Origin of the sequence: Anaerococcus kampingae (genome assembly GCF_046365475.1) — a bacterium.
Taxonomy (GTDB): domain Bacteria; phylum Bacillota; class Clostridia; order Tissierellales; family Peptoniphilaceae; genus Anaerococcus; species Anaerococcus kampingae.
The window spans coordinates 1-21,199 of record NZ_JBGMEF010000014.1 but is presented as its reverse complement, the minus strand read 5'-3'; the positions used below and the strand labels follow the sequence as shown (position 1 = coordinate 21,199).

Here is a 21,199-nt window from a genome sequence, read left to right as displayed (position 1 = left end):
AGGAGATTATGAATTTAGTTAAAAAATTTGCTTACACATCAATGGCACTAATGCTCGCTTTAGGAATTTCTGCATGCGGAAACAATGAAAAGCCAGCTGAAGAAACAAAAAAGACAGAAACAACAGAAACTGCAGAAAAAAAGGATGATAAGAAAACCGAAACTGGTGACATCCCAACCCTAACCTATCTTAACATCGGTACCCCACAAACAGGTACAGAAGAAACTGTAGCAAAAATCAACGAATACCTCGATGAACAAAAAGCAGGTTACCACCTAAACCTAGTATTCTACGATTGGGGTGACTATGAACAAAGACTTCAACTAGCTTCATCAACAGGTGAAGATTGGGATTTAGCCTTCACAGCAAGCTGGGCAGGCCCATATAAGACATTAGTATCTCAAAATGCTCTAATGGATTTAACAGAATTAATAAAAGGTAAGGAATTTGTAGACCTAATCAACCCAGACATGCTAAAAGGCGTAAGCATGAATGATAAAATCTACGGTATACCTGCAGCTTATCCAGGTGTAGTAGCAGCCAACCAATTTGTATGGACAAAATCCATGGTTGATAAATACAACATCGACTACAAAAACATCAAAAACATCACAGAACTAGAACCAATCTTTAAAGAAGTAAAAGAAAAAGAAGGCATGCAATATCCATTTGGCGTATCAAAAGACTTCTTATTTGCAATGCCAGAACCAGAATACGTTGTAACTGACGGTGTAGCTGTAAAAGAAGAAAATGGCAAACTTGTAGCCTACAACCGCTATTCAGCTGACCTATTCAAAGAACAAATCATGAAGATGAAAGAATACATGGACAATGGATATATTTCACCATCAGCACCACAAGTAGAACCTGGAACAGTAATGCCAGAAAATGAAGTGCTTCTAACAGAAGGTGAAGGAGAACCAGGATCAGCAGCAATCTGGTCAGTAGCACCACGTAATGATGTAGTTTCAAACATAGTAGGCGAAAAAATAGTAGTATCAAACGACAAAGCCCAAGGTAAGATGGTATCAATCAACTCTCAATCTGACAAGGCAGAGCTAGCCATGGACTTTATCAATAGAATGTTCACAGACAAGAAATTACAAGACATGTTATGCTACGGTATCGAAGGCAAAAACTTCGAATACAAAGACGGCAAGGTTGTAAAACACAACAAAGATGCTGACGGCATAGACAATGACTACGACGTACCAGCCTTTACCTTCCTATCAGCACTAAATAGAACACCACTAGATGGTGCACCAGGAATCGGCGATGAAGAATTTGATAAGGAAGCAAAAGAATTTGAAGAAAGACTAGCACCATCTCCAGTTCTAGGCTTCACCTTAGATGAAAGCAAAATCGCAACAGAAATAGCAAACATCCAACAATCAGTAAACGAATACACCATCAACCTAAAAACTGGTGCCTTCGATGAAAGCTATTATGACGAATTCCTAGAAAAACTAAACGCAGCAGGAATTGACAAGGTAATAGAAGAAGTTCAAAGCCAATTAGACGCTTGGAATAACAAATAGTAGAAAATTAGAGGGGCGGTTGCTAAAGTAAATATAATCCCCACACTAGTGGGGATAGATATTTACAAGGGGCAGCAGCCCTTTATCTTTTCAAAGGAAAATGAAAATATTTTCATTTTAAAGATTAAAATAGGAGTGAATATGTTAGAAAAAAGAGGGGTAATAGAAGGATTTTATGGAATACCTTGGAGCTTTGAAGATAGATTATCAATGATAGAATTCCTATCAGACATAGGGATGAATCGCTATATCTACGCACCTAAGGATGACCCTTATCACAATATAAAATGGAGAGAAGCCTATCCAGATGAAAAGCTAGCTGAGCTTAGTAAACTAGCTTCCCTTGCCAAGGAAAAGTCAGTGGACTTTATCTGGGCCATCCATCCTGGACAAAATCTAATAAAATTTGACGACTACGATGCAGAAATCAAAAAGCTCTTTGCCAAATATGATAGGCTCCATGAGGCAGGAGTTACATCTTTTGCCCTTTGCATGGATGATATCGATAGGGATTTGGCTTACGAGCAAAGAGACTTCCACCTAAGACTTGTAAAAGATATCTTGGCCCACCTAGAAAATTTTGAAAATAAAGAACTTCTCTTTGTCCATCCTTGGTATAATTCAGCCTGGATAGACCAAAAGGGAGAAGAATATTTTAATCTCTTAAGGGGTCTTGATAATTTATCCATCATGTGGACAGGCTATGATGTAGTTGTTCCAATAATAAAGGCATCCAATGACAAATTTATAGACCTTTTTGGTAAGGAAGCTGACATTTGGCTTAATTGGCCTGTCAATGATTATCTAAGAGATCAAATCTTTATGGAAATTTTTGAGTTTTTTGACTCAAGGGATGTCAATTACAAGTCTATCCTCTCAAATCCAATGAACCAGGCAGAGCTATCCAAGATTTCAATCTACCAAATAGAAGACTTTGCCAAGGACCCAAAGGCCTACGACCCTCTAAAATCCTTTAAGGCAGCCCTTTCTTATGTTGATAACAAGGTGGCTGAAGACCTATATATAATCTCTGATTCCTTCTTTGGATCTGGGGTTTATGATAGGTTCACTGAGAGAAAATACCAGGAAGATGGGGAAATATTAAAAGCCTACCAAGACAATGATTATAAAAGGCTTGAGGCCCTCATTGATAAAAAACTAGGAGCAATCGACTCTTATTTTAAAAATTACACAAATGAAAAATTATATGAGGAAGTAAAGGAATTTTTCAAATCCCTTTCTTATCTTTTAAAAGCAGTCAAGGCTCTACTTGATGGCAATTTAGAAAAGGCCAAAGACCTTTATAAAAAGACAGAAGATTGCAAGGTGGAAATTTATACAGAATTTACCCAAGATAGGCTCGAACAAAGACAGGTAAAGACCTCCAGAGTCCTTGAAAAAATCTACGAAGACCTAAGATTAGGATATGACCAATGAAAAAGACTGTCCACATTGTAAGCCACACCCACTGGGATAGGGAGTGGTACCTGCCTTATGAAAACCACCACATGCGTCTAATTGACCTGATGGATGGAGTCCTTGAGGCCTTTGAGGACCCAGACTTTAAATATTATTGGCTAGATGGCCACTATCTTCCTATAGAAGATTATCTTCAGGTCCGCCCTCAAAATAAGGAAAAAATTAAAAATCTGATAGAAGCTGGCAAGCTCAAGCTAGGCCCTTGGTATATCCTCCAAGATGCCTTTCTTACAAGTGGTGAATCTAACCTTAAAAACCTAAGCCTTGGCATTAAAAATATCAAAAAGTGGGGACATCCTTCAATGATTGGATATTTCCCAGACACCTTTGGCAATATCGGCCAAGCCAGCCAAATCCTCAAAAAAGCAGGGATAGACGTGGCATATTTTGGCAGGGGAGTCAAGGCTACAGGCTTTGACAATGTAGTGATTGAAGATTTCACCTCAAAAAATTCTGAAATTTATTGGCAAAGCCCCAATGGCGATAAGACCCTAAGCGTGCTTTTTGCAAATTGGTATGCCAATGGCCTTGATATACCAGAAGATGAGGATGAACTTAAGGCCTACATGAATAAACGCATAGCCGATATGGAAAAATACGCATCTACAAACCAGCTTCTTTTAATGAATGGCTGTGATCATTCACCAGTCCAGAAAAATATTGGACAAATCATAAAAAAGGCCAATGCCCTTTATGAAGATTATAATTTCATCCATTCAAATTTAGACCTTTATTTTAAGGCTCTAGAAGAGGAGGTAGGAGACCTTGATACAATCAAGGGCGAGCTTAGAAGCCAGGCAACTGATGGTTGGTGGACCCTAAATTCCACATCCTCATCTAGGTATTACCTAAAAAAATACAACAAGAGCCTGGAGATGCGTTTTGAAGAAATTCTCCAGCCCCTCTTTACCCTTTTTGTGGATGAGGATGCCTATCCTCAGCAAAAGCTAGATTATTTCTACCAAGAATTAGTCAAAAACCATCCCCACGACAGCATTTGCGGCTGTTCCATAGACTCAGTCCACGATGGCAATCTCAGACGCTTTAAGAGTGTATATGATGGTCTTGATTATTTAGAAGACTTTGCCAAGAAAAAAATCAGGGAAACAACAGCTAATGCCAATAATCATGCCATTTGCATAATAAACACCCTCCCTTATAAGAGGATGAAAGAAGTGCTAACAGATATCGAAATAGATAGGAAATTTTTCGGCATAGATTATCCAGAAGTTTATGATGAACTTGCGGGAAAAGCTGTCCCATCATTGAAATTAGTAGATGAAGACGGAGTAGAAATCCCTGCAGAAATCACCTACCTAGGCACAGGCTTTGGCTATATCTTGCCAGATGATAAGTTTAGAAAGCCATATTTTGCAAATAGGGCCAGAGTCAGGTTTACCCTAAAACTAAAAGCCTTTGAGAAAAAAATCTTAAGGCTAGTTTCTGGCAAATCTTCCTTTACATCTAGGGAAATAAATGAAAAAACAATAGAAAATGACTTTTATAAGCTAGAGATAAATGATAATGCTAGCCTAAATATTTATGACAAAAGCTCGGGATTGACCTTTAAAAACGTCCTAGCCATCGAAGATACAGGCGATATAGGCAATGAATATATCTATAGGCAATCGACAGATGGGGCAAGGATTCTTGGCGGCAAACTAATCGACCAAAAAATTATAAGAGAAAATGATCAAACAATTATTAAACTAAGGGAGACTTTTACCCTTCCAAAATCAGCCGAAGATAAGCTTTTAGCCGAGCAAATCCGCCTTAACGACATCACACAGAGAAGGGCTAATAGGGCCAGTGACTTAATAGAGATGACCATAGATAAGGAAATCACCCTATATGATAAAAATATCCCTCTTAAGGTCAAAATCAGCCTTAAAAACCTTGCAAAAGACCACAGGATGCGCCTCCTCTTTGGTCATAATCTGGCAACAGACAAGGTCTATGCAGAATCTATCTTTGAATGTGTAGAAAGAGATGCCTATCCTCCACAGACTTGGAAAAACCCAGACTATTCCCAAAATTTCAACCGTTATGTCCAGGTCATGGATAATGATAAAAAGGGCTTTGGAGTATCTGCAGTTGGTCCTGCCGAATATGAGATGGTAAGGGGCGAAGGCCTTTATATAACCCTCTTTAGGTCAGTAGGAGAGCTAGGTGATTGGGGATATTTCCCAACACCCGATGCCCAGCTTATAAAAGATGACTTATCTGAAATGACCTTTGACTTCTACTTTGCAGGCTTTGAAAATGATTTTGATAAAAATAGGCAAGATATTTTACAAGCCAGGGTGGATTTTGTAAGCCTTGGCCTAGATAAAAACGAAATCGAGAAAAAAGATACAAATCTTCCTCAAATCGACCTGGGAGATAATCTTTTCTCAACCTTATATAGAAATGACAAGAACGAGCCAATCCTAAGAGTCTTCAATCCAGGAGAAAGCCCTAAAGAGCTTGACCTTAAGGCAGTCGAATATGACATCTTAGGAGATGTTAAGATAAAAGATGAGATTGATAAAATCTTGCCAGGCTTTGAGATTAAAACATACAGATTGGAGCTTTGATGAAAGAAATTGTAAGAGACTTGGTGGAGAGAGTTGAAAAATCCGACCAGCTTACCGATGAGATTAAAAAGATTTTTAAAAAAGCCATTAACAACACTTTCACCACCACCATAAAAGAAACTGATAGGGGTGATGCCTTTGTAATCACTGGCGATATAGAGGCCATGTGGCTTAGGGACTCATCTGGCCAGATTAGACCGCTTTTTTATATAGACAGCAAGGAGGCCAATGACCTTATTAAAAAAGTCCTCGCCAGACAAATCTTTTGCCTAGATAAGGACCTTTATGCCAATGCCTTTAATATCGAAGCAAATGGCAGATGTTGGACTGATAAGGATATAACAGATTTTGAATCTCCTTGGGTTTGGGAGAGAAAATACGAGCTAGACTCCCTTTGCTATGTAATGGAGCTTGCCTATCTTTATTATGAAAAGACCAAGGACGGGACTATTTTTGACGGGGGATTTTTAAGGGTTTTGAATGATATGGTAGACCTTATAAAATTAGAGCAAAACCATGACAATTCTCCCTACATCTTTGAAAGACCAGACCCATGGGCCCCTAGCGATTCGCTAAGGGGTGGTGCGAGGGGGACTGATGTTGGCTATACAGGCATGTCCTGGACTGGCTTTAGGCCAAGTGATGATTCCTGCATCTACCAATATCTAATCCCAGCCAATGCCTTTTGCGTGGTAGCCCTAAGAAGGCTTGTTGCTTGCCTAGATGATCAGAGTTTGGCAAATGAATTATCAGAAAAAATGAAAAAATTGGCAGATGAGATAGATTGCGGAATCAAAAAATATGGAATAGTAGAAGATGATGATTTTGGCAAGGTCTACGCCTATGAAACAGACGGTCTAGGCTCTTACAATATCATGGATGATGCCAATATCCCAAGCCTCTTATCCCTTCCATATTTGGGCTATGTCGCAAAAGATGATCCAATTTATCAAGCTACCAGGGCTCTTATCCTTTCAGACAAAAACGAAAATTATTATGAAGGGACGGCTGCAAAAGGCATCGGTTCAAACCACACTCCAGAAAATTACATCTGGCACTTGGCCCTATCCATGCAGCTTATGACAGCTACCGATAAAAAAGAGCAGGAAGAAATTCTTGGATATTTTGAAAAAACCCACGCAGGCACCTATTTGTGCCACGAGGGTTTCGATAAGGATGATCCAGAAAAATACACCAGAGATTGGTTTTCCTGGTCCAATTCAATTTTTGTAGAGGCTGTCCTAAGCTACTTAGGCATAGAAATGATAAAGGCTAGTTAAGATAGGCCTCGCAAATCATATCAAGCATAAAGGTTACAGGAAATATTTTTGAAATCTTGTAGGAATATTTCGGATAGGGTGGAAGGATGATGGCAAGGGAAGCTTCTTTAGCAAGGGTCGACTCCCCATCTCCTGTGATGGCAAGAATCTTGGCCCTATTTGCCTTGGCATTGTCCACTCCTTCAAGGAGGTTGTGGTTTTCTCCAGAAAGGGAAATTGCAATCAAAAGGTCATCTTCTGAAAGCCCCTTGCTAAGTAGATTTATAGAATAAGGCTCCTTGGCATAGTCGGTATTATCAAGGCCGATTTCGCCAAATTTGTAGACAAATTCATTGGCACAAAGGCCAGATGAGCCAATACCAATTACGGCAATCTTACCAAAACTGGCAAGGCTTTTGATAAAGTCAATAGTTCTATCATCAAAGGCCTTGCAAGAATCTATAAAATTCTTGTAGATTTCCTGGCTTAGGGACTTGGGACTTTGCAATTTTTGGGAAATCTTAAATTTAAGCTCAGAATATCCATCAAAGCCTAGCTTTTGGGCAAAGCGGGTAATAGTCGAATTTGAAAGCTCTAATAAATTTGCAAATTCACCTATATGAAGCTTGGCAAGGTCTAGGTCCATATCCTTGATTTTATCAACAATCACCCTTTCAGATTTTGATAGCTTTATAGATTTTGAGCTTATGATATCCATAATGAAATTATAAGTAGTATTTGTCATCTAATCACTCCTAAGATAATTATAACATAAGAAGGGAATTATGTATTTAGTATTTGATATAGGTGGGTCATCCACCAAGTATGCACTGATTGAAAATGAAAAAATAATAAAAAAAGATTCTGCCAAAAGCCTTCCAACTATGGACGAATTTATCAAGTTTTTGGAAGAAACTGTAAATAAATTTGTGGCAGAATATGACATAGATGCCATTGGATTTTCTTCCCCAGGCACAGTTGATAGCAAGTCTTTCCACGTAGGTGGCCTTACAGCCTTAGGCTATCTTGATGAGAGAAATTTTGCAAAACATATAGAAGATAAATTTAAAATTCCGGTAGCCATAGAAAATGATGCCAACTGCGCAGCCCTTGGGGAAATTTATTATAAAGAGCTTGAAGAAAGCCTGGTTTGCTTTGTGATAATAGGCTCTGGCATAGGCGGGGCAGTGGTAAAGGATAGAGAAATCCTAAGGGGCCTTAGCCTAGAAAGTGGAGAATTTGGCTATATGCTTTTTAATGATTTTGGCAAGGTCAAAAACCTCTCCACCCTAGGCACACTTCCAAATATGGCAAGGGCTATTAAGGAAAAATATGACCTTGACCTTGATACCTACACTATTTTTGAAAACTACCTCAAAAAGGAAGAGCCTTGCTATAGCGAGGTAGATAAGATGTTTACCTACCTTGCCATGGGCCTATATAATATAGCCTATTCTATCAACCCAGAAATCATCTATATAGGCGGAGCGATTTCTGAAGATGAAAACTTTATGACTGCCCTAAAGGATAAGCTAAAAGATGACATATTTGCTGGTGTAAGCCTAAAAATAAGACCGGTGTCATTTTTCAATGACAACAACCTATACGGGGCCTATGCCAACATCAAACTAAGAGAAGAAAGGGAGAAGCTATGATAAAATTTCCTGAAGACTTTCTATTCGGATCTGCCACATCAGCTACCCAAACAGAAGGGGGAAATACTGATGGCAAGACTGATAATATCTGGGATTATTGGTACAGACAGGAGCCTTACAAGTTTCATGACTTGATAGGCCCAGAAAATACTTCCAATTTCTACCACGATTATAAGGAAAATGTCGAACTTTTGGCCAAAACTGGCCACAATTCCTTTAGGACATCCATCTCCTGGTCTAGGCTTATTCCAGCCATGGATGGGAAAGTAAACCCAAAGGCAGTCGACTTTTACAAATCATACTTTAAGGCTATCAAGGATAAAAATATCAAACTTTTTATAAATCTTTTCCACTTTGATATGCCTATGTATCTCCAGGAAATCGGGGGTTGGGCCAATAAAGAGGTCGTAGAAAAGTATGTAGACTACGCAAAGATTTGCTTTAAGCTCTTTGGAGAATACGTGGATTGCTTTTTTACCTTCAATGAGCCGATAGTCCATGTCGAATGTGGCTACCTTTATCAATATCATTACCCATGCGAGGTAGATCCCAAAAAGGCAGTCCAAGTAGCCTACAACACACAGCTGGCATCAGCCAAGGCCATAAAGGCCCTAAGAGACCTATATCCAAATAAAAAAATCGGCATAATCCTAAACCTAACTCCAGCCTATCCGAGAAGCAATCATAAAAACGACCTGGAAGCAGCAAGGATAGCAGACCTTTTTGCCCAAAAGTCCTTCCTAGACCCATCAGTCCTCGGGACTTATCCAAAAGAGCTTGTCGATATAATCAAAAAAGAAGACCTCACGCCAGATTTCACTGCAGATGAGCTAGAAATAATCAAAAACAATACTGTAGACCTCCTTGGGGTAAATTATTATCAGCCACTTAGAGTCATGGAAAATCCTTACACCTACAAGGATGATGCCATATTTATGCCTACTAAGTACTATCTGCCATACGATATGCCAGGTAAGCGCATGAACCCTTACAGGGGTTGGGAAATCTACCCTCAAGCTATCTATGACATAGCCATCAATATTAGGGACAATTACAATAATATAGACTGGTTTATCTCAGAAAATGGCATGGGAGTCGAAGATGAGGAAAGGTTCAGAAAAGATGGCAGGATAGAGGATGATTATAGGATTGACTTTATCAAAGAGCATTTGACCTACCTCAAAAAAGCCATGGATGAAGGGGCAAATTGCAAGGGTTACCATCTATGGACCTTCATAGATTGCTGGTCCTGGCTAAATGCTTATAAAAATAGATATGGCCTTGTAGAATATAAGCTTGACACCGGCGAGAGGATTATCAAAAAATCTGGAGCCTGGTTTAAGAAACTAAGCGAAGATAAGGGCTTTTAAGCTAAGGGAAGTTTATACAAGCGATTTCCAATTTTTCCTAAAATAGCTTATAATATAAGTAAGAAATCAAAAAGGAGTAATTATGTACGGGTCAATTGAATTAGGCGGCACCAAGATTAGGTGTGCAGTTTTAGATGAATTAGGCAATATAGTTAAGGAAATTAGGATAGAAACCTCAGATCCTAAGGAAAATATGAAGGATGTGGTAGATTTTCTAAAGGCCAATCCTGTAGAAAGCATCGGAATTGGAGCCTTTGGACCAATTGATGTGGACAAGGAGTCAAAAACCTACGGCTTTGTCCTAGAAACACCAAAAAAGCTTTGGAGAAATTTTGACCTTTTAGGTTCAATCAAGAAAGAATTAGACCTACCAATAGGCTTTACCACAGATGTTGGGGCAAGCGGAATTGGTGAATATAAGTACGGGGCAGCCAAGGACAAACGCTCTTCTCTTTACCTAACTATAGGTACAGGGGTTGGTGGCTCTTATATCCAAGATGGAGTCCTACTTGAGGGCTTCTCCCATCCAGAAATGGGTCACATAGAGCTTGCCAGAGAAGAAGGTGATACTGTAAAGGCCAAGTGCGACTTCCACGATTCTTGCTTTGAGGGCCTTTGCGCAGGACCTGCTCTAGAGCTAAGGACAGGGGTCAGGGGAGAAAATCTCGACAAGGATGACCCAGCCTTTGATATACTCGCCAGATATATAGCCAAGGGCCTTATGACCTACACCATGATCCTAAGACCACACATCATAATAATAGGTGGTGGTGTAGTAAATAAGGAAGGCATGATTGAAAAAATCAGAAGAGAATTTGCGAAACTTGATAACCACTATATAAATATTCCAAATCCAGATCAGTATATAGTCTTCCCAGAACTAGGCAATGAAGCAGGCCTTATAGGAGGCTATGTCCTAGCCAAGGATGCCCTAAAAGACGAATAAAAGATAAAAAAAGCTCTAGGCCAGCATTTAGCTAGCTTAGAGCTAATTTTTATTTAGATTTTGCTTCTAAAATTAGTTTTTGCTTTAAATTCCACAAGTCTTGGGAAAGGTCCACATAATAATTGTGTGGGCTATCATATCTTTTCACCTCATCCCAAAGGCTTGCTACTTCTTCTTTCCTGTATTCTGCGATTTCTTCAAGGCTTGGCTCATCGTAGACAAGCTCTCCCTTATCAAAGATTTGAACCTGCATCTCTCTAGCCTTAAAGTCCTTCATCTTTTTCATCTTCCAGGTAAAGAGTGGGTCAAAGATTACCATAGGCTTAGAATCATCCACTTTTTCCTCGGCAAGAGCTATATAATCAGCCTCGGCCTTGCCAGTTTTCTTGTCATAAAGCCTGTAGACCTTCTTAAAGCCAGGTGTCGTAATCTTTTCTACATTTTCAGATACCTTAATCTTAGCCTTCATATCCCCATCTTTTTCCATAGCAACAAGCTTATAAACTCCACCAAAAACTGGGTCAGATTTGGCGGTAATTAGCCTTTCGCCAATACCAAAGGAGTCAATTTGTGCTCCCTGGGCAAGGAGGGACTCGATTTTAAATTCATCAAGGGAATTGGAAGCGACAATGGTAAAGTCTTCTAGGCCATTTTCATCAAGTCTTTTCCTAACTTCCTTAGAAAGATAAGCTAAATCTCCCGAATCAATCCTAACTCCGCCTTTAAGTCCCTTTGGTACAAGCTCTTCCTTAAAGACCTTCATGGCATTTACAAGGCCTGATTCTAGGGTATCGTAGGTATCGATTAGGAGTATGCAATTATCTGGATACATCTTGGCATAGGTTTTAAAGGCTTCATATTCTGAGTCAAAGGCTTGAATCCAAGAGTGGGCCATGGTTCCTGCTGCCTTAAAACCGTATTTTTGTGATGAATAAGTGTTGGATGTAAGTGGGGCACCAGAAATAAAGGCAGCCCTAGCTCCTGTAATCGAAGCATCAGCTCCCTGGGCACGTCTAGCCCCAAATTCCATAACTAGCCTGCCCCTAGCAGATGAGACAATCCTGTTAGTCTTAGTTGCTATAAGTGAATTAAAATTCATTGACAAGAGTAAGTAAGTTTCTATAATTGAACACTCAATGATAGGGGCTTTGACAGTAATAATTGGCTCGCCAGGAAACATAACAGACCCTTCAGGAAAGGCCCACACATCGCCTGTAAACTTAAAATTAGATAAATATTCCAAAAATTCTTCAGAGAAATTTTCAGTCTGTCTAAAATATTCTATGTCATCTTCTGTAAAATGTAGGTTTTTGATAAAGTCGATTACATCGTTAAGACCTGCAAAAATAGCATAACCGCCGCCATCGGGGTTTTTCCTATAAAAGGCATCAAAGACTGCTACTTGATCCTTCATGCCATTTTCAAAATATCCAGCCGCCATTGTAAACTCATAAAAGTCACTAAGCATGGATAAATTTCTAATCTCGCTCATAAGCTCCTCTTTTCTATACTTTACTTATCTTTATACCCAAAAATTAGAAATTTGCTCCTAAATTTACAAAAAATTACCCATAAGGGGCTAAAACAAGTATATTAATCATAAGAAATGAGGAGAGACTTATGTATATATTTGATATAGATGGTACCTTGCTATACACAATAGATACCATAACTTACTTTATAAACGAAACTTTAAAAGCCTTTGGCCTTGGTGAGTGCCCAAAAGTCATGGTCGAAAAATTTGTAGGCAATGGGCCAGTAGTCCTTTGCGAAAAAGTCCTAGATTATGTAGGGGCAGAAAGGGATGCTTCCTACAGGAAAGATTTCCTAGATACCTACAACAAGGCCTATGATGACAACCCATCCCACCTTACCAGACCTTATGATGGGATAAAAGAAGTATTAGATAAGCTTAAAAAAACCGGCAAGCCCTTAGTATGTTTTTCTAATAAACCAGATGAAACCTGCAATAAGGTAATACCAGCAGTCTTTGGAGAAGGCTATTTTGACTATATCCTAGGATACAGAGAAGATTATAAGAGAAAGCCATCCCCAGAAGGCATCATGATCTTAAAGGAGAGATTTGGGGTAAATAATTCAGATATAATCTATTTTGGAGATAGCGAAGTAGACATAAAATGTGGCAAAAACGCAAGTATCTACACAGTAGCCTGCTCTTGGGGCTTTAGGGATAGGAAAATCCTAGAAGAAGGAAATCCTGATTTAATCATAGATGATCCAAAAGAAATGTATATAAGGAGGGCCTAAATGCAAATCCCACTAGTAAGAATCGACTCCCGCCTATCCCACGGCAAGGTCGTAGAGATATGGTGTGCAAAATACGGGATAGATAAGGTAATAATAGCAAATGATAGGGTAGCCACAGATGACTTTAGACAAGAAGTAATGAACCTAACCATCCCAGAAAATATAGAGGCGACCTACCTAAAAGTAGAACAAGTGAAAGATTTTCTAGAAAAACACCCAGGCGACTACTTCGCCATAGTAGAAAGTCCAGAAGATGCCGAAAAAATCGCGGACTCCGGCATAAAAATCGAAAAACTAAACATAGGTATAATCCACATGCAAGAGGGCAAAAAAAGCCTAACAGAAGAAGTGGCAGTAGATGATAATGACTTGAGGATATTTAAGAAATTAAAAGAGGCAGGCACAGAAATAGCTGTGAGACTTTCGCCATTTGCCAGCAAGAGATCCTTAGATGAGTTCTTCTTGCAATAATAAAAAGGGATTTTAGGGGACTTTCCCCTTAAAACCCTTTTTTTATTATCCAAGATAATAACTTTTTGCTTTATTATCCAAGATAATAGTATTATAAAGTTGTTCTCTTCGTAACTTAATCTCACAATGAATTATTGTCATCAAGCTGATGACTTCGCCAAAGGGGGAGGGACAAGACTTCTTCTTTTAGTAATACAATATCATATGGTATTTTTCTTCGTAATCTCATCACTTAATATTATATTATTATTTACTATTGAATCTTCGTTCCAAGGGGAGGCCCAAGAACCCTTTCGCATGGGTCCTCATCGGACGGAAACTCGTTTGCTACGCAAACTCCTTTGTGCTACCGCACTATGTCCCCCTTAAACCCCTCCCCGTTACACCCCACAAGCGACTCCTAAGGCGGAGTGCGAAAAGTGAAGATTGCCTAACGGCAATCCTCTATATTATGACGGATTACTTCGCATCTAACTAGCCTTATCCTTACTGATTTAAAATCAAAAGTCCCCTAAAAATCACAATCTAGCCCAACTATGAACTTTATATTTACTTGTCATCTCAGTAGTTACAGTATTTGTATTTAAGTATGGTTGTCAGTGTTATTTTCTAAACGGTGACTTTTGATTTTAAATCTCCTGAACTTGGGGATATTAATTTTTATCCTGAGAGATTTTTAACGACAAATCGAATCTAAGGCTCGTTTTACTCTGCATAAGTCCTTCCATAGCTCAGCTTCGCTAGGATAGGGCTATAGCCTATGGCAAACATTGCTATAAGTAGAGCTGGGAAAAAAATCTAAAGAATTACTTAATTAAAATCGTAGATTATTTTAAATCAAGGAAGCGTTAAGAAAATTTTGTTGAGCGTAGCGAATCTAAATTTTTAGCTGACGAGATTTGAAATAATAGATTTTGAACCAGTATGAATAGCAGTCATGTACCTAAAGTTTGCGTAGCAAACATCCTTTTTCCCCGCGAGGGGTCGCTCGGAGGGTGTAACGGAAAAGGGGTTTAAGGGGAAATCCGATGAGGGAACGTGCGAAACGTTCCCTAGGGATTTCCCCTTCAACGAAGGGATATGTTTTTAATGATAATTAATTATGAGATTAAGTTACGAAGAATTAAAGTAAATAATACTATTATCTTGGATAATAAATATGTGGTATTAGGGGCAAAAGCCCCTAAAATAATTTATCTTGGATAAAAAAAGAGGGGGTCTTAGGGGACCCCCTTAAAATAATCTTATCTTGGATAAGAAACCACCAAAAAATATCCCAATACAAGAACTCCTAATATTATCCTATAAATACCAAAAGGTATGAAGTCGTTGTTTTTAACATAAGCTAGGAATTTCTTGATTACGGCGTAGGCCACTATAAATGATAAGACCATACCTAGGGCGATTAAAAACCATTCGTATCCTGTAAAGCCTGCTAGGTTTTTGACTAGTTTTAGGGCTGTGGCTCCTAGCATGGTTGGGATGGCTAGGAAGAAGGAGAATTCTGCTGCGGCTGGGCGGCTTAGGCCTAGGAGGAGGGCTCCTATGATTGTGGCAGCTGACCTAGATGTTCCTGGAATCATGGCTAGGCATTGGAAGAATCCAATGGCTAGGACTATTTTGTATGGGACATCTTCTAGGCTTTCGTAGGCGAAGGCTTCCTTGCCCCTATTTTTTCTTTCTATTAAGATTATAATTATTCCCCAGATTACAAGCATGGCTGCTACTGTGATTGGATTAAAAAGGTATTTGTCGATTAGATCATCAAAGAGTAGACCTAGGACCATGGCTGGTAGGACTCCGACTATTACCTTTGTCCATAATTTGATGGTTTGGCCATCTGGGTGGGTCAAAATAAAGTAGGCCTTGGACTGGCCATTTAGCTTGTCATATTTTTTTGGCAAGGAAATTTTCTCCTTTGACCATGGATTGAGCTTGTGAAAATAAATCACAACTACTGATAGGATAGCTCCTAGCTGGATTATGACGTTGAAGGCATTTGAGAAGCCTTCTGGCGTTAGTTTTACAAATTGGTTGACTAGGATTAGGTGGCCAGTGGATGATACTGGCAAAAATTCTGTGACCCCTTCTACTATAGATAGGATTAGGACTTTGATTAGGTCAATTATCATTTAAATTCCTCCATGAATGAGTGTTTTTCTCCCTTTATTTGGTAGCCCAAGACCATGTCGCAGTTGACATTTTCTGCTGATCTTAGGATTGATTTTTCTACTTCTGGGTTATCTTTTTTAATTTCTGCTATTAGCTTTTTGATCTCAGACCTGGTGTGGGATGAGCTAGATTTGGTGACTGTGCAGGCACAATCTAGGGCAGAAAGGTCTGCAAAGTCCCTCCACCTGATGATGTCTTCTTCTTTAAGATAATATAAAGGTCTTATGAGGTCCATGTCTTCGAAGTTTTGGGCGGCTAGCCTTGGTTTCATAGTTTTGAAATTGCCTGCATAGAGGACATTCATTATTATTGTCTCGATGACATCATTCATATGGTGGCCTAGGGCTAGCTTGTTGCAGCCAAGTTCTTTTGCCTTGGCATAGAGAAATCCCCTTCTCATCCTGGCACAGAGATAGCAAGGATTGCCTCCATCTGCGAGGGTCTCTGATATGTCAAAAACCTTGGAATCGTAGATGCCTGCTGGGATTTGTAAATATTCTAGGTTGTGCTTAAGAAGGTCAAGATTTTCCTTATCATAGCCTGGGTCCATGCAGATGTATTTGACATCAAAGTCTACTGGGCCGTGCTTGTGGAGTTCTTCTATAAGCTTGGCCAGGATTAGGGAATCCTTGCCGCCTGAGATTGCTACTCCGACTACATCTCCCTCGCTTATGAGTTCAAATTCCTTGATGGCCTTGATAAAGGGCGACCATATTTCTTTTCTATATTTTTTTATAAGTGATTTTTCTATTTCTTTTATGTCTGTCATAATATTATTTCTTTCGATGGTTGGTATCTTTTTGCTACTTCTAGGTCTATATCCTTGTCTGTGTCTAGGCCTAGGCCCTTAAGATAGGATTCGACTGTGATTTTTGAAAGGGCTTCGGTGTTATTTGTCTCTGACAAGTGGGAAAGGAAGACCGCTTCATTCTTACCCTCTAGAGCATCGCCTAGGGCCTCAGCTGCTTGGTCATTTGACAAGTGGCCCATCTTGCCCATGACCCTAAGCTTGAGCTTATAGGGATAAGGGCCAATCTTTAGGGCCTCTAGGTCGTGGTTTGCCTCCATATAATAGACATCAGATCCCTTTATTTGGTAGGCGATCTTTTCGTCAATTACTCCTGTGTCTGTGATTAGGCTTATCTTTTTATTGGCCAGGTAAATTACAAAACCTACCGGCTCATAGGCATCGTGGTAGGTTGAAATTGGATAAATATCCATGGCTTTGAAGTTTAAAAATTCATTGGATTTGAATATCTTAATCGACTCATCCTTGAGATTTTTGGTCTTTGGCAAAAAGGCCTTCCAAGTGCCTTCGTTGGCATAGATTGGTAGCTTAAACCTCTTGGCAAGGACAGCAGCACCCTGGCTGTGGTCTGTATGCTCGTGGGTTAGGAAAATCCCATCAAGGTCTGATGGGTGCTCGCCAATTTCTGCCAAAAGATTTTCAATCTTCCTGCCAGAAAAGCCTGCATCGATTAGGATTTTGGTGCCTTCATAGGATAAAAAGCTAGTATTGCCAGATGAACCTGAAGATAGGACTACAAATCTATTCATCTATATCCAAATACTTTCTTATGAAATCTGCTATGGCTGGCTCATCGTTTGTGCCAATCACAAAGTCTGCGGCCTTTTTGGTAGGCTCTGCTCCATTTCCCATGGCAACTCCCACACCCACAAGCTCGACTGATTTTAGGTCATTGAGGCCATCGCCAAAATACATCATATTATCAAGATTAATGCCTGTAAGCTCTGATAGATCTCTTAGGGCCTCAGATTTGCCAGCCAGAGGGTTTAGGATTTCGCTGATGAAGGGTGCATTTCTCATGTATTTAAATCTCGTCTCGATTGCCTGTCTGTGCTTATCCTCAAAGTCTTTTAAGATTTGAGGGCTTGCTGATAGGCAAACTCTGGCAATCTCATCAGGAATATCATCCAAGCTATCATAGGCCAGCCTTGGCATCCTCACTAGGCCCTTGTCCTTGAGGAAGGCCTCGTTTGGCTTATCTTCATTAATAAAAATGACATCCCTGGTATGAATTGACATCTGAAGCCTAGGGTCATCGATTTGGTCGAAGATATATCTTACATCCGCCTTGCTTAGGCTCTTGTCAATTAGGGCCTTGCCTGTGGCGTTTTTCCTGATGTAGGCGCCTGTGGATGTGATAGAAAGGTCGTCATAGGCCATCAAATCAAGCTCTTCCCTTATCCACCAGTGGCCATTGAAGGTCCTGCCTGTGCAAAGGATGATTTTGATGCCTATCTCTTTTAATTTTTTTATAAGGGCCTTGTTTTCCTTTAGAACTTCGCCCTTGCTATTTATAATTGTGCCATCTATATCAAAAGCTATTAGCTTTATATCTTTTTTCAATTTTTACCTCTTTACTAAATCTAAAACACTTTTCAAATCCTTATTATTTTACTAGTTTAAAGACTCTTATTCAATAAGAAAAGCCCCACGCTAGGGGCTTGATTTATGGATATATTTTCCTATTTATGCTTAGGCTTTAACTTCACTTTTTACGGCATCTGCTATGTGGGCTGCCACGCCTTCTTCGAAGGCTCCTGGGATTATGTGATCTTCGTTTAAATCTTCTTCGCTTACCATAGAGGCTAGGGCCTTGGCTGCGGCAAGCTTCATGGCATCAGTGATTTGGCTAGCTCTAGCATCTAGGGCACCCCTAAAAATGCCTGGGAAGGCTAGGACATTGTTGATTTGATTTGGATAATCAGACCTGCCTGTGGCTACTACCCTGGCTCCTGCTGATTTTGCTAGGTCGTAGTCTATTTCTGGGACTGGGTTTGCCATGGCGAAAACTATTGGGTCATCGTTCATGTTTTCTATGTCCTTGGCATCTAATAGATTTGCTGCTGATACACCTATGAAGACGTCTTTGCCCTTGATGGCTGCCTTGAGACTGGCTTTGAGGTCTTCTTCATTTGTAATTTCTGCAATTTGCCTTTTGACTGGGTTATCACTTGCTAGGTGGTCTTTGTTGATGGTGCCTTTTGAGTCACAAACAATGATATGCCTTACACCCAAATCTATTAGGAGCTTGGTTATTGAGTAGCCTGCTGCACCTGCTCCTGAGACTAGGACTCTTATTTCATCGATCTTTTTATTTACTAGTTTTAGGGCATTAATAAGGGCTGCTGCTGTGACAATGGCTGTGCCGTGTTGGTCATCGTGAAAGACTGGTATATCAAGAATTTCCTTTAGTTTATTTTCTATGTAGACACATCTAGGTGATGAAATGTCTTCAAGGTTGATACCACCAAAGCCTGGGGCAATGTTTTTGACTGTTTCTATGATTTCATCAGGGTCTTGGCTATCTAGGACAATTGGAACTGCATTTACATCTCCAAATTCCTTAAAAAGGACTGCCTTACCTTCCATGACTGGTAGGGCTGCCTTTGGCCCAATATTGCCCAGACCTAGGACTGCTGACCCGTCTGATACTACCGCTATGGTATTGGCCTTTGATGTATAGATATAGGCATCGTCAGGATTTTCCGCAATCTTTCTGCATGGTGCTGCTACACCTGGTGTGTAGGCATAGGTTAAATCTTCGGCATTTTCTACCCTTGCCTTTACTTCTGTGGCGACTTTTCCCTGCCAAGCCTTGTGTTTTTCTAGTGCTTTTTCGTATACGTCCATATTATTTCCTTTCTTAGAATGATAAAACAATATATTCTTACTTAGATTATAACACAAGTTAGGCAGATGTGAAGTATTTTAATAAATTTATATCAAATTGTATATTTGAGTAGGATTATGTGAATATTTTGGTATAATAATTTGCGAGGTGAAAAGAAATGAAATTAGGAATAATTGGATCAGGTGCTGTAGGTTTTGCAGTTGGCTACACTGCTGCAAGGCTGGGACTAGTATCTGACATTAAATTTAATGACAAGAAAGAAGGCCTAGCCAAGGCCCAAGCGATGGATATAGAGGATGCTTCAAGCTTTTATCCTCATTATGTAAAGATGAGCTCAGGTTCCTACAGGGATATGGCCGACAGGGATATAATCGTTCTTGCCACAGGGACCCTTGATGGAATCAAAGATAGGCTTGAAGAATATGTAATGTATAAAGACCAAGTCGAAGCCTATGTCAAGGAAGTAGTCGATGCTGGCTTTGACGGGATATTTATAGTCGTATCCAACCCATGCGATTTGATGGCAGATCTAGTTTATAGGGTAAGCGGCTTTGAGAAAGAAAGAGTAATCGGTTCTGGTACAGCCCTTGATACAACAAGACTTAACACAACCCTTGCCAAGCTTTTAGATATTGATCCAAAAGATGTGAGGGGTGTAACTCTTGGTGAGCATGGCGAAAGCCAGTTTGTGGCTTGGTCCAGGGTAGCTATAGGCAATATGAGTCTTGATGAGTATCTCAAAGCAAATCCTTGCGAATTTTCAAGAGATGAGGTCGAAAACCTAGTCCGTGAGAGGGCCTGGAGGGTAATAGACGGCAAGGGCCACACCCAATGCGGCATAGGCTCTACAGTTTGCTCGATAATAGATGCCATAGTCAATGACAAAAAGTCCACAATCCTAGTAGCAAGCCTCCTAGAAGGCCAATATGGTATAGATGATATCTACCTATCTACTCCATGTGTTATAGGAAGAAAGGGAGTTGAAAAAGTCCTAGAGCTAGAATTAAATGATGAAGAAATAAAAAGAATAAAACACTCTGAAGAAGTCCTAAAGGCAAATAGGGCAAAATATGAATAGACAAAGACCAGCGTAATGCTGGTCTTTCTCGCTTCGCTGCGAACCGCTCTTCTACGCATCAAGCCTACCATCCATTTGGTCTCCTCGAGCCGACGGGCTTTTCACAAATGGAGTTAGGCATAGACGCGGGGGTGTTCTACGAGCAGGACGGGCTTATTTTTATGTTTTAATAATATTATGATATAATTAAAATGTTATCGCACCCATTCTGATAGCAGAAGAGAGATGCTAATATGGAAATTGTATTATCATTTCTAATTTCCGTCTTGGCAGAAGTTGTTGGTTACTTCATCTGCAAATGGTTAGACGGAAGAAAAAGCGATAACTAACCTAATAAAAAACCAGGAGCTGCAACTCCTGGTTTTTTTGTGCCAATATGGACTTATATTATCATTTCTTGGTTAATTATATTATACAAGGATTTAAATTGATTTCAATACTAATCTTTCTTCTTGCTTCGCTGCGAGGTTCTCTGCACGGGCCCTCAGCTACGGCACGCTCTCGGCCGCTTGGGCAATTTTAGATTACCATCAGATCACTTCGTAATTTGGGATAAGTATAGACACGAGCAGGACGGGCTTATTTTTATGTTTTAATAATATTATGATATAATTAAAATGTTATCGCACCCATTCTGGTAACAGAAAGGAGGTGTTCATATGGAAATTATATTAACATTTCTCTTATCCGTCATGGCAGAAGTGGATTGTCAACACCTATTTGTACAA

At 39.7% G+C, this 21,199-nt stretch carries 17 protein-coding genes; 10 read left to right on the top strand and 7 right to left on the bottom strand.

Features of this window, described 5'->3' with window-relative positions; genetic code table 11:
- Positions 1–8: 8 nt before the first annotated feature.
- The 4 genes from ACCQ42_RS02825 to ACCQ42_RS02810 all read left to right on the top strand — a co-directional run bounded on the left by ACCQ42_RS02825 (position 9) and on the right by ACCQ42_RS02810 (position 6,873).
- Positions 9–1,538 carry an ABC transporter substrate-binding protein gene (locus ACCQ42_RS02825; protein WP_410035304.1) on the top strand — a complete coding sequence of 510 codons (1,530 nt, stop codon included), beginning with the start codon at positions 9–11 and terminating at the stop codon, positions 1,536–1,538.
- Positions 1,539–1,679: 141 nt separating this feature from the next.
- On the top strand, positions 1,680–2,975 hold the full coding sequence (locus ACCQ42_RS02820; RefSeq protein ID WP_265238155.1) for a protein O-GlcNAcase: 1,296 nt from the start codon (positions 1,680–1,682) through the stop codon (positions 2,973–2,975).
- Positions 2,972–5,593, top strand: coding sequence for an alpha-mannosidase (locus ACCQ42_RS02815; RefSeq protein ID WP_410035303.1), 2,622 nt, complete (start codon positions 2,972–2,974; stop codon positions 5,591–5,593). The genes ACCQ42_RS02820 and ACCQ42_RS02815 overlap by 4 nt, the downstream gene beginning before the upstream one ends.
- Complete coding sequence (locus tag ACCQ42_RS02810; protein WP_410035302.1) at positions 5,593–6,873, top strand: glycoside hydrolase family 125 protein; 1,281 nt, start codon at positions 5,593–5,595, stop codon at positions 6,871–6,873. Before ACCQ42_RS02815 ends, ACCQ42_RS02810 begins: the two co-directional genes overlap by 1 nt.
- Here ACCQ42_RS02810 and ACCQ42_RS02805 read toward each other — a convergent pair.
- Positions 6,866–7,597: a MurR/RpiR family transcriptional regulator gene (locus ACCQ42_RS02805; RefSeq protein ID WP_410035301.1), complete on the bottom strand. Its 732-nt coding sequence runs from the start codon at positions 7,595–7,597 to the stop codon at positions 6,866–6,868. The two genes, ACCQ42_RS02810 and ACCQ42_RS02805, sit on opposite strands and share 8 nt — an antisense overlap.
- A 40-nt stretch (positions 7,598–7,637) precedes the next feature.
- Here ACCQ42_RS02805 and ACCQ42_RS02800 point away from each other — a divergent pair, with 40 nt between their 5' ends.
- The 3 genes from ACCQ42_RS02800 to ACCQ42_RS02790 all read left to right on the top strand — a co-directional run bounded on the left by ACCQ42_RS02800 (position 7,638) and on the right by ACCQ42_RS02790 (position 10,823).
- The gene (locus tag ACCQ42_RS02800) at positions 7,638–8,507 is read left to right on the top strand and encodes an ROK family protein (RefSeq protein ID WP_410035300.1); all 870 of its coding nucleotides are present in this window, start codon (positions 7,638–7,640) and stop codon (positions 8,505–8,507) included.
- The gene (locus ACCQ42_RS02795; RefSeq protein ID WP_410035299.1) at positions 8,504–9,877 is read left to right on the top strand and encodes a glycoside hydrolase family 1 protein; all 1,374 of its coding nucleotides are present in this window, start codon (positions 8,504–8,506) and stop codon (positions 9,875–9,877) included. The genes ACCQ42_RS02800 and ACCQ42_RS02795 overlap by 4 nt, the downstream gene beginning before the upstream one ends.
- Before the next feature lie 82 nt (positions 9,878–9,959).
- Complete coding sequence (locus tag ACCQ42_RS02790; protein WP_410035298.1) at positions 9,960–10,823, top strand: ROK family protein; 864 nt, start codon at positions 9,960–9,962, stop codon at positions 10,821–10,823.
- A gap of 49 nt (positions 10,824–10,872) precedes the next feature.
- Here ACCQ42_RS02790 and ACCQ42_RS02785 read toward each other — a convergent pair whose 3' ends face one another.
- Positions 10,873–12,315 carry a nicotinate phosphoribosyltransferase gene (locus tag ACCQ42_RS02785; RefSeq protein WP_410035297.1) on the bottom strand — a complete coding sequence of 481 codons (1,443 nt, stop codon included), beginning with the start codon at positions 12,313–12,315 and terminating at the stop codon, positions 10,873–10,875.
- Positions 12,316–12,443: 128 nt separating this feature from the next.
- Between ACCQ42_RS02785 and ACCQ42_RS02780 the strand changes: the two genes are divergently transcribed.
- Both ACCQ42_RS02780 and ACCQ42_RS02775 read left to right on the top strand, forming a co-directional pair.
- On the top strand, positions 12,444–13,091 hold the full coding sequence (locus tag ACCQ42_RS02780; protein ID WP_410035296.1) for an HAD family hydrolase: 648 nt from the start codon (positions 12,444–12,446) through the stop codon (positions 13,089–13,091).
- Positions 13,092–13,562, top strand: coding sequence for a PTS sugar transporter subunit IIB (locus ACCQ42_RS02775; protein ID WP_410035295.1), 471 nt, complete (start codon positions 13,092–13,094; stop codon positions 13,560–13,562).
- Positions 13,563–14,806: 1,244 nt separating this feature from the next.
- Here the strand turns inward: ACCQ42_RS02775 and ACCQ42_RS02770 are convergent.
- The 5 genes from ACCQ42_RS02770 to ACCQ42_RS02750 all read right to left on the bottom strand — a co-directional run bounded on the left by ACCQ42_RS02770 (position 14,807) and on the right by ACCQ42_RS02750 (position 19,392).
- Positions 14,807–15,694 carry an undecaprenyl-diphosphate phosphatase gene (locus ACCQ42_RS02770; RefSeq protein ID WP_410035294.1) on the bottom strand — a complete coding sequence of 296 codons (888 nt, stop codon included), beginning with the start codon at positions 15,692–15,694 and terminating at the stop codon, positions 14,807–14,809.
- Complete coding sequence (locus ACCQ42_RS02765; RefSeq protein WP_410035293.1) at positions 15,691–16,503, bottom strand: tRNA 2-thiocytidine biosynthesis TtcA family protein; 813 nt, start codon at positions 16,501–16,503, stop codon at positions 15,691–15,693. Before ACCQ42_RS02765 ends, ACCQ42_RS02770 begins: the two co-directional genes overlap by 4 nt.
- On the bottom strand, positions 16,500–17,291 hold the full coding sequence (locus ACCQ42_RS02760) for an MBL fold metallo-hydrolase (RefSeq protein ID WP_106461430.1): 792 nt from the start codon (positions 17,289–17,291) through the stop codon (positions 16,500–16,502). The genes ACCQ42_RS02765 and ACCQ42_RS02760 overlap by 4 nt, the downstream gene beginning before the upstream one ends.
- A complete protein-coding gene (locus ACCQ42_RS02755; protein WP_265236145.1) occupies positions 17,284–18,105 on the bottom strand; it encodes a Cof-type HAD-IIB family hydrolase in 822 nt (273 codons plus the stop codon). Before ACCQ42_RS02755 ends, ACCQ42_RS02760 begins: the two co-directional genes overlap by 8 nt.
- 129 nt (positions 18,106–18,234) lie before the next feature.
- Positions 18,235–19,392, bottom strand: a complete 1,158-nt coding sequence (locus tag ACCQ42_RS02750) for an NAD(P)-dependent malic enzyme (RefSeq protein ID WP_265236143.1) — start codon at positions 19,390–19,392, stop codon at positions 18,235–18,237.
- A gap of 158 nt (positions 19,393–19,550) precedes the next feature.
- On the opposite strand from ACCQ42_RS02750, the gene ACCQ42_RS02745 reads away from it, so the two are divergent.
- Complete coding sequence (locus ACCQ42_RS02745; protein WP_265236141.1) at positions 19,551–20,471, top strand: lactate/malate family dehydrogenase; 921 nt, start codon at positions 19,551–19,553, stop codon at positions 20,469–20,471.
- Positions 20,472–21,199: the final 728 nt, after the last annotated feature.

What these genes read in the sequence shown, in the direction of transcription:
- ACCQ42_RS02765 (WP_410035293.1), bottom strand. Translation starts at nt 16,503, where the DNA reads ATGACAGACATAAAAGAAATAGAAAAATCACTTATAAAAAAATATAGA.
- ACCQ42_RS02795 (WP_410035299.1), top strand. Translation starts at nt 8,504, where the DNA reads ATGATAAAATTTCCTGAAGACTTTCTATTCGGATCTGCCACATCAGCT.
- ACCQ42_RS02750 (WP_265236143.1), bottom strand. Translation starts at nt 19,392, where the DNA reads ATGGACGTATACGAAAAAGCACTAGAAAAACACAAGGCTTGGCAGGGA.
- ACCQ42_RS02780 (WP_410035296.1), top strand. Translation starts at nt 12,444, where the DNA reads ATGTATATATTTGATATAGATGGTACCTTGCTATACACAATAGATACC.
- ACCQ42_RS02785 (WP_410035297.1), bottom strand. Translation starts at nt 12,315, where the DNA reads ATGAGCGAGATTAGAAATTTATCCATGCTTAGTGACTTTTATGAGTTT.
- ACCQ42_RS02760 (WP_106461430.1), bottom strand. Translation starts at nt 17,291, where the DNA reads ATGAATAGATTTGTAGTCCTATCTTCAGGTTCATCTGGCAATACTAGC.
- ACCQ42_RS02745 (WP_265236141.1), top strand. Translation starts at nt 19,551, where the DNA reads ATGAAATTAGGAATAATTGGATCAGGTGCTGTAGGTTTTGCAGTTGGC.
- ACCQ42_RS02825 (WP_410035304.1), top strand. Translation starts at nt 9, where the DNA reads ATGAATTTAGTTAAAAAATTTGCTTACACATCAATGGCACTAATGCTC.
- ACCQ42_RS02775 (WP_410035295.1), top strand. Translation starts at nt 13,092, where the DNA reads ATGCAAATCCCACTAGTAAGAATCGACTCCCGCCTATCCCACGGCAAG.
- ACCQ42_RS02815 (WP_410035303.1), top strand. Translation starts at nt 2,972, where the DNA reads ATGAAAAAGACTGTCCACATTGTAAGCCACACCCACTGGGATAGGGAG.
- ACCQ42_RS02770 (WP_410035294.1), bottom strand. Translation starts at nt 15,694, where the DNA reads ATGATAATTGACCTAATCAAAGTCCTAATCCTATCTATAGTAGAAGGG.
- ACCQ42_RS02810 (WP_410035302.1), top strand. Translation starts at nt 5,593, where the DNA reads ATGAAAGAAATTGTAAGAGACTTGGTGGAGAGAGTTGAAAAATCCGAC.
- ACCQ42_RS02800 (WP_410035300.1), top strand. Translation starts at nt 7,638, where the DNA reads ATGTATTTAGTATTTGATATAGGTGGGTCATCCACCAAGTATGCACTG.
- ACCQ42_RS02805 (WP_410035301.1), bottom strand. Translation starts at nt 7,597, where the DNA reads ATGACAAATACTACTTATAATTTCATTATGGATATCATAAGCTCAAAA.
- ACCQ42_RS02790 (WP_410035298.1), top strand. Translation starts at nt 9,960, where the DNA reads ATGTACGGGTCAATTGAATTAGGCGGCACCAAGATTAGGTGTGCAGTT.
- ACCQ42_RS02820 (WP_265238155.1), top strand. Translation starts at nt 1,680, where the DNA reads ATGTTAGAAAAAAGAGGGGTAATAGAAGGATTTTATGGAATACCTTGG.